This window comes from Mesorhizobium sp. M7A.F.Ca.CA.004.04.2.1, from assembly GCF_004022825.1.
Lineage (GTDB): Bacteria > Pseudomonadota > Alphaproteobacteria > Rhizobiales > Rhizobiaceae > Mesorhizobium.
In genome coordinates this window covers 1-1,296 of record NZ_RZPH01001329.1, presented here as the reverse complement: position 1 = coordinate 1,296, position 1,296 = coordinate 1, and the positions used below count along the sequence as shown (strand labels likewise).

Genomic DNA, 1,296 nt, shown 5'->3' with positions numbered 1-1,296 from the left:
GGCCTGGGCCTGGTCGATGATGCCTTGCGCGGCTGCCTGGATATCGCCGACGGTGTCGTCGGACTGGTAGAACGAGAGCACAATGTCATCGGTGCCGATCACAGGGTTAAGCGTCTGGAAGGCAAAGACAAAATCGGCCGAGGCGTTGCCCTGCTGGACATGCACCGTCGTTCCCTTCTGCATGGTGCGCCCGGTGCGGGCATCGGCAGCGCGGAACCATCGGCCTTCGCTGACCGTATAGATACCGTTCTGCGTCTGGTCGGCCTGGTCCTTGACCAGCACGCGGTCGCCCACCTCCGTCGCTACCCCGTCGATGGTCTGAAGGCCGGAAAGCGCAATGCTGGCGGTCGTCGCCAGGCGAACAGGTTCGCGCTCGCCGGTCAGAAGGCGAACGGCGGCGGCTGAAGATCGGGCCATGCTGGCGTGCTCCATGAAAAAAGCCCCGCGAAGCGAGGCTGAAAAGAGATTTTGGTCTTGAGATAGAGGCAGGCCTTTGGATCAGCCGGCAGATATCAACTGCGATTGTGATGGCATTGGCAGCGTCCAGCTTCCATGCAGCATCAAACCTCCTGAAGCCGCACAACGGCGTTCCAGCCATAGGTCTTTGCCGCGACGCCGACAACGGTCACCTCAATTCCGGAAGCCCCCACGGCGACGGAGGCGTCGAGTGAAGCGGCGTCGGTCGCATATTCGCCGATCACCGTTTTGGTGATCGCACCTTCGACCGCCAGGGTTCCGCCCGTGTTGCGGATCACGCCGGCGAACACATAGCCGGCGCTGGTCGACGACGAACCATCCGTGCGGCGGGCAGCGACATCGGCGGTGAACTTCACGCCTTGCCCTGGCCTGATCGGAACAAAGCTGTTTCCGGCTTCGAAGATCATAAGAACGGGCGTTGCGTCCGGCGTCGACTTATAGCCCTTGAAAAGATCGCCGCCCCGGTTTCCTTCAATTAGCGCCATGTGCGATCCGTCATCGGTTGGCTTGCCCGTCGCCGTACCGGAGTAGATGTTGCCCCGCACCTCGACGTTTGGCGAGGATCCGCTGATTTTCACATCGTTGACGACGCTGCCGGTCGTCGCCTTGAAAAGGCCACCCGTCGCCCTCTGCCGTTCGCCCGATATTGTCGACAGGGCGACATAGGACGATCGCGCATCCGCGATGCCTGCATGGGTTTGCGACATGTCGCCGTTCAATCGAACGCCAATGGACGCCGCCGCGCCGCCCATGTCGACAAGCGTGTCGGCCGACACAATGGTTTCATCCGCCGCGCTGAAGACGCCGTAGGCATTGGCC

General features: G+C 62.0%; 1 protein-coding gene and 1 pseudogene. Both read right to left on the bottom strand.

Annotated features, from left to right (window positions below; genetic code table 11):
• Positions 1-417: pseudogene (locus EN893_RS34280) on the bottom strand (hypothetical protein); the annotation flags it as partial.
• A gap of 143 nt (positions 418-560) precedes the next feature.
• A partial coding sequence (locus EN893_RS38420; protein ID WP_164901394.1) for a hypothetical protein occupies positions 561-1,296 on the bottom strand: 736 nt, incomplete at its 5' end.